A 5906-nucleotide genomic window follows, 5' to 3' on the forward strand; every position below is an offset into this window, starting at 1 on the left:
GCAACAACTCCTGCGGCAGCCGCAGCATTGCCTACGGCAACATGGTGCACAACGTGCTGGGCATGCAGGCCTGGACTTCTGCAAGCGAGCTGCTCCAGCTCGGACCCTACGCCGCCAGCAGCGGCAAAGCACGCGAACTGGGCCAGCACGTGCGTTCGCTGGCCGAGGAACTGCACCCTGCCATCAACCGCCTTTGGCCCAAGGTCATGCGTCGTGTCGGCGGCTACAACCTGGATATTTTTGACCCGCAGAGCGAACGGCCCTATACCGCCGACGGTTCGGTCAACCTGGCACACCTGTTGATAGGCAGCGAAGGCACACTGGCCCTGACAAAATCGCTGACCCTGCAGCTCACCGAACTGCCGCGGGCCAAGGTATTGGGCGTGGTGAATTTCCCGACCTTTTACCGCGCCATGGATGCGGCGCAGCACATCGTCAGGGTAGGCGGAAGCAGCCTGACCGCGGTCGAGTTGGTGGACCGCACCATGATCGATTTGTCGCTGCAGAACCCGGCCTTTGCGCCCACCATTCGCAGTGCGCTGATCGGCCAGCCCGCCGCCATCTTGCTGGTGGAGTTTTCGGGTACCAGCAAGACGGCGCTGCTGCCCAAGCTCAAACGACTGAGCGAGCTGATGGGCGACCTGCTGCTGCCCGCCACAGTGATCGAGATGACCGAAGACGCGCCGCAGAAAAACCTGTGGGAAGTGCGCAAGGCCGGGCTCAACATCATGATGAGCCTCAAGGGTGACGGCAAGCCGGTGAGTTTTATCGAAGACTGCGCCGTGCCGCTGGAGCATCTGGCCGAATACACCGATGCGCTGACCGAAGTCTTCAAAAAATACGGCAGCAAGGGCACCTGGTATGCACATGCCTCGGTCGGCACCTTGCATGTGCGGCCCATCCTGGACATGCGGCGCGAGGGAGCGCCCAAGATGCGCGCGATTGCCGAGGAAGCCTCTGAGCTGGTGCGCAAATTCAAGGGCGCTTACAGCGGCGAACATGGCGACGGCCTGTGCCGCGGCGAGTGGATCAAGTGGCAGTTCGGTCCGCAGATCAACGAGGCCTTCGCCAGTATCAAGCAGGCCATGGACCCGATCAATCTGCTGAGCCCCGGCCGCATGATCAACCCGCCGAAGATGGACGACACGCGGCTGATGCGGTTTGCGCCTGGCTACAAGGTCATTCCCCTCAAGACCGCCCTGGACTGGCGCGCCTGGAACGTCCAGAACGACCCCGTGACCGAGCAGACCAGCGCACCGGGCAGCGGCGGCGACCCGGCCCACGGCTTTGCCAAGGCGGTGGAGATGTGCAACAACAATGGCCACTGCAGAAAGTTCGATGCCGGCACCATGTGCCCCAGCTACCGTGTGACGCGTGATGAAAAACATTTAACCCGTGGACGCGCCAACACCCTGCGCCTGGCCTTGAGCGGCCAGCTCGACGGAATGAGCGCACGTGACGCTTTCACCGGCGAGGCAGTGCATGACGCCTTGGACCTGTGCGTGGGCTGCAAAGGCTGCAAGCGTGATTGCCCCACCGGCGTGGACATGGCCAAGATGAAGGTGGAGTTTTTGCACCACTACAAGGCCAGGCACGGCTATACGCTGAAAGACAAACTGGTGGCACGCCTGCCCGACTACGCGCACTGGGCCAGCCGCTTCGCCCCCCTGCTGAACCTGCGCGACAAAATTCCGGGCCTGGCGGCGTTGAGCGAAAAGCTCACCGGCTTTTCGGCAAAACGCACACTGCCCTCGTGGAAGACACATACGTTTTTCAACCAGCCTTGCGTGAGTGCCACGCGCGACGCGGTATTAGCCGCGGCCAAACCCGTCGTTCTGTTTGTCGACACCTTCAACGGAACCTTCGAATCCGGCAACGCGGTTTCAGCATTAAAAGTGCTGCAGGCCGCCGGCTACACAGTTCACGTAGCTACAAAAACCATAGCAGACGGAAAACACCTGTGCTGCGGCCGCACCTACCTTGCCAGTGGCATGGTGGATGAAGCCAAAGTAAAAGCCAGGGAACTGGTCGCCGCCCTGCTGCCCTTCGCCGAGCGCGGCATCGCCATCGTCGGGCTGGAGCCGTCCTGCCTGCTGACCATGCGCGACGAGATGCTGGTCATGGGCCTGGGCGAGGCCGCGTTGACCATCAGTGGCCAGGCCTTGCTGTTCGAGGAGTTCCTGGCGCGCGAGGCCACGGCGGGCAAGCTCGAGGGACTGAAATCAAAACTGCAGCCGGTGGACGAAGCCATCTTGCTGCACGGTCACTGCCACCAGAAGGCGTTTGGCGCGGTCAGCCCCATCATGGACGTGCTCAAACTGATCCCCGGCGCGGCGCCGGAGCTGATCGAGTCCAGCTGCTGCGGCATGGCCGGCAGCTTTGGTTATGAAGCCAGCCACTATGAAGTGTCGATGCAGATGGCTGAACTCAGCCTGCTGCCTGCGGTGCGCCAGCGGCCTGATGCGATTGTGGTGGCCGACGGCACCAGTTGCCGGCACCAGATCAGGGACGGCGCGCAGCGCGAGGCCGTGCACGTGGCGGTGCTGATGGCGCGGCAGTTGCGCGCTTGAGGTCATGCGTCGCTCTGAAGAAGAAAAATACCAGTTTTTACAAGGCAAAAAGGCCTCCAGCCCTTATGGAGCGGTCGAAAGCAGCTACCAAATTGATAGTATGCAGCTCCTGCCCCATCTGTCATCCCGGACCTGATCCGGCCCGCTGAATCTGGACGCACGCCACGCCGCGGGGTTTGACGAAGCCGAGCTGGCCCTTCTCGACACCCGCCCTTCGCCTACCAGCGCACTCGCACCCCCATGAGCGCCGAGAGGTTCCGCTGGCGCTGGTTATGTTCAAACTGCACATCGGCGAACAGGTCAACCCCGTGGCCGACACGGCCTGATGCTCCGAGGCCCAGAATCAGCGTGTCGCGCTTGGGCGCCACCCCCGAGACCTGAAACGGCGAGGCCGTCGCTGCACCCTGGAAATGCGCCGTCATCGGCGTGTTGATGTCACCAAACTCATGCGCCCAGATCACACGCGGCTCCAGGCGAACACTTCCCGCGTCAAAGCTGGCTTTCGCACCCAGCAAGGATTTGGTGGAGGTGACGGTCTGGCCAGCCACCTGCAGGTTCAGGGCACCGGCGCCGGTTTCGGTGAAGCCGTCGGTCTTGCTGCGGCTCAGGGAAAGCGCGGCCAGCGGTTGCAAAGTCCAGCCATTCATCGGCAGGCTGTAGCTCGCCTCTCCATAGGCAGACAGCGTGTTGCTGCCGAAGTCCGAGCTGGCCGTGCGGTTCAAGGCACCTACCGTAACTGCACGGTTCATGTGGTTGCTGTTCCAGGCGGCACTGGCCGAGCCCTTGAAAGCCCAAAGGCCAGAGGCGTAGCTGCCATAGACCGCCAGTGCGCTGCCGCTTGACTTGCCGGTGTCGTTGTTGTCAAAGCCCAGTCGGGATGTACCGCTGCTCAGCGCTGCACCCACCACCAGTCCTTCGCGCAATTCGGCATCAAAGCCGGCGCTGATGCCGCTGTTGCGCAACTCGCTGGCGGCAGCGTTGCTGTCGCTTTTGGTGTTCTGGTGGCCACCCGAGCCGCGCAGCCAGAATCCGCGGCCCTCTGATGAAGCAGAAGAAGAGGACGAAGACGCCCCTCCGGCCAGGGAAAACTTCTGCGGCGAATCGGAAACAGGCGCCATCAAATCAGACACACGGTCGTTGGCGGCCAGCAGGATGGGGCCGCCTGCAAATGCGCCCACTTGCGTGTTTGCGCCGCCAACTGCAGCCAGCCGAGCCTGCAACTGGTTGCCAAACCCCGCCGCAAAGCTGGCACCTGTGCTGCGCAGGGCGACGAGGCCGGTGCCACTTGCGGAGTCATAGGCGGCACGTGCTTGCGCGGCAGACAAACCGGTCAATGCAGTTTGCACAGTGCTCATGTCACCTGTGGCGTCGCCATTGGCATTTTGCAGTGCCGTGGACGTGGCGATCTGGTTCGGCGTAACCGCCACGGCGCTGAAGCTGACGTCATTGCGCGCCAGCGTCAGGAAGACGTTGTTGGCGTCATACCCCAGCGTGGGCGTTAGGAAAGCCAGGTTCGACGTGACCCCGGCAAAGTTACCGGTGCGGCCAGCGGCTGCGTTGAGGATGGTGTAAGTCCTGTTAGCCGCATAGGTGCCGGCACCGGCCTGCACATCGACCGTGCCGCCGTTGAGGGTGGCCGTGCCGGTAGCGTTGATACGGTCATTCGCACCGGCTGCGTCCACTTCCACCCGGTAGATGGAGCCTGCGGCAAAATTCAGGTTGCCGTTGACCGTGAGCGTGCCAATCGAGTTGCCCGGCGCCAGCACGCCGCCCGTGGCGATAGTGGTACTGCCTAGCGTGCCGTTGCCGCCCAAGGTGCCGCCGCTGTTGACTGTGACGGCTGAATTGGCAATCGAGCCGTTGGCCGAAAGCGTGCCGGCATTGACATTCGTGGCACCGCTGTAGCTGTTGGTGCCGCTAAGGATCAGGTTGCCCGCGCCCTGTTTGGTCAGGGCGCCTGTGCCGCTCATGACGCCGGCGTAGGTGTCGGTTGCGGCCTGATCAAAGGTGACGGCGGCGTTGTTGTTGATGTTGCCCTGCAGGGTGGTGGCATTCCCCTGCAGGGTGCCACCGCTGACGCTTGTGCCACCCGAATAAGTGTTCGCGCCACTGAGCGCGAGCGTCCCCGTTCCTTGCTTGACCAGCGCCATGGTGCCAACGAGGTTGCCGCTGAACGCACCCCCGTTGATACCGACCACACCGCCATCGTGCCTGAGCGTGCCTGCGCCTTGCAGGTTGTTGACAACCGAGGACAAATTCGGGCCGCTGAAGTCCAAGGTGGCGCCGGCGTTGATGGTGGTGGAGGCAACGCTGCTGGTGATCGAGCCCAGCGCGGCGCTTCCGGCGCGCAGCGTGCCGCCGGCGACCAGCAAGTTGGCGCTGGGAACGGCGACGACCCCTGGGCCGCTGAGCGTCACCACCCCGTTGTTGACCGCATCCCCGACGCGGAGTGTCGACGAAGCGGCCAGATTGATGGATGCGCTGATGCTCAGCGTGGTACCGGCGGCGGCTGCCACAGTGCCAGTCGTGCCGCCGGACACGCTCAGTGCGTTGGCGACGGTCATGCTGGTGGTGCTTGTGAGCTGGCCACCGCCCAAGGTGATGTTGCCCGTGCCCAGTGCCGATGCGGCCGAGGCGGCCACGCTCCCGGCGTTGACAGCCAGGCCGCCGCTGAAGGTGTTGTTGCCGGCCAGCGTCAGAGTGCCGCCGCTGTCTTGCCTCACCCCGCCTGCCCCGTTGATGTTGTTGCCGACGGCGATGTTGTCGCTGCGGTTGAAGCTCAAGGCCGCGCCGGTGCCCACCTGAACTGCAGCGCTGCCCAGTGTGCCGGTCGTGCCGCCGTTGCCCACCTGCAGTGTGCCGGCGGAAACCGTGGTGGCGCCGCTGTAGGTGTTGGCACCGGTCAGCAAGGTGGTGCCGCCGCCGTTCTGCCTCAGCCCGCCGCCCCCGCTGATGGCGTTGCCGACAACGATGTTGTCGCTGCGGTTGAAACGCAGGGCCGCGCCGGTGCCCACTTGGACTGCACCGCTGCCCAGTGTGCCGGTCGTGCCGCCGTTGCCCACCTGCAGTGTGCCGGCGGAAACCGTGGTGGCGCCGCTGTAGGTGTTGGCACCGGTCAGCAAGGTGGTGCCGCCGCCGTTCTGGCTCACCCCGCCGCCCCCGCTGATGGCATTGCCGACAACGACGTTGTCGCTGCGGTTGAAACGCAGGGCCGCGCCGATGCCCACCTGGACTGCACCAGTGCCCAGTGTGCCGGTCGTACCGCCGTTGCCCACCTGCAATGTGCCGGCGGAAACCGTGGTGGCGCCGCTGTAGGTGTTGGCACCGGTCAGCAAG

General features: G+C 64.1%; 2 protein-coding genes. One reads left to right on the forward strand and one right to left on the reverse strand.

The window, feature by feature from the left end; translation table 11 throughout:
* On the forward strand, window positions 1-2570 hold a 2570-nt coding region (locus ABI660_RS22645; protein ID WP_348072385.1), incomplete at its 5' end, for an FAD-linked oxidase C-terminal domain-containing protein.
* A 218-nt stretch (window positions 2571-2788) separates the two neighbouring features.
* Here the strand turns inward: ABI660_RS22645 and ABI660_RS22650 are convergent.
* On the reverse strand, window positions 2789-5906 hold a 3118-nt coding region (locus tag ABI660_RS22650), incomplete at its 5' end, for an autotransporter domain-containing protein (protein ID WP_348072387.1).

Origin of the sequence: Polaromonas sp. (assembly GCF_039930745.1) — a bacterium.
Lineage (GTDB): Bacteria > Pseudomonadota > Gammaproteobacteria > Burkholderiales > Burkholderiaceae_C > Polaromonas.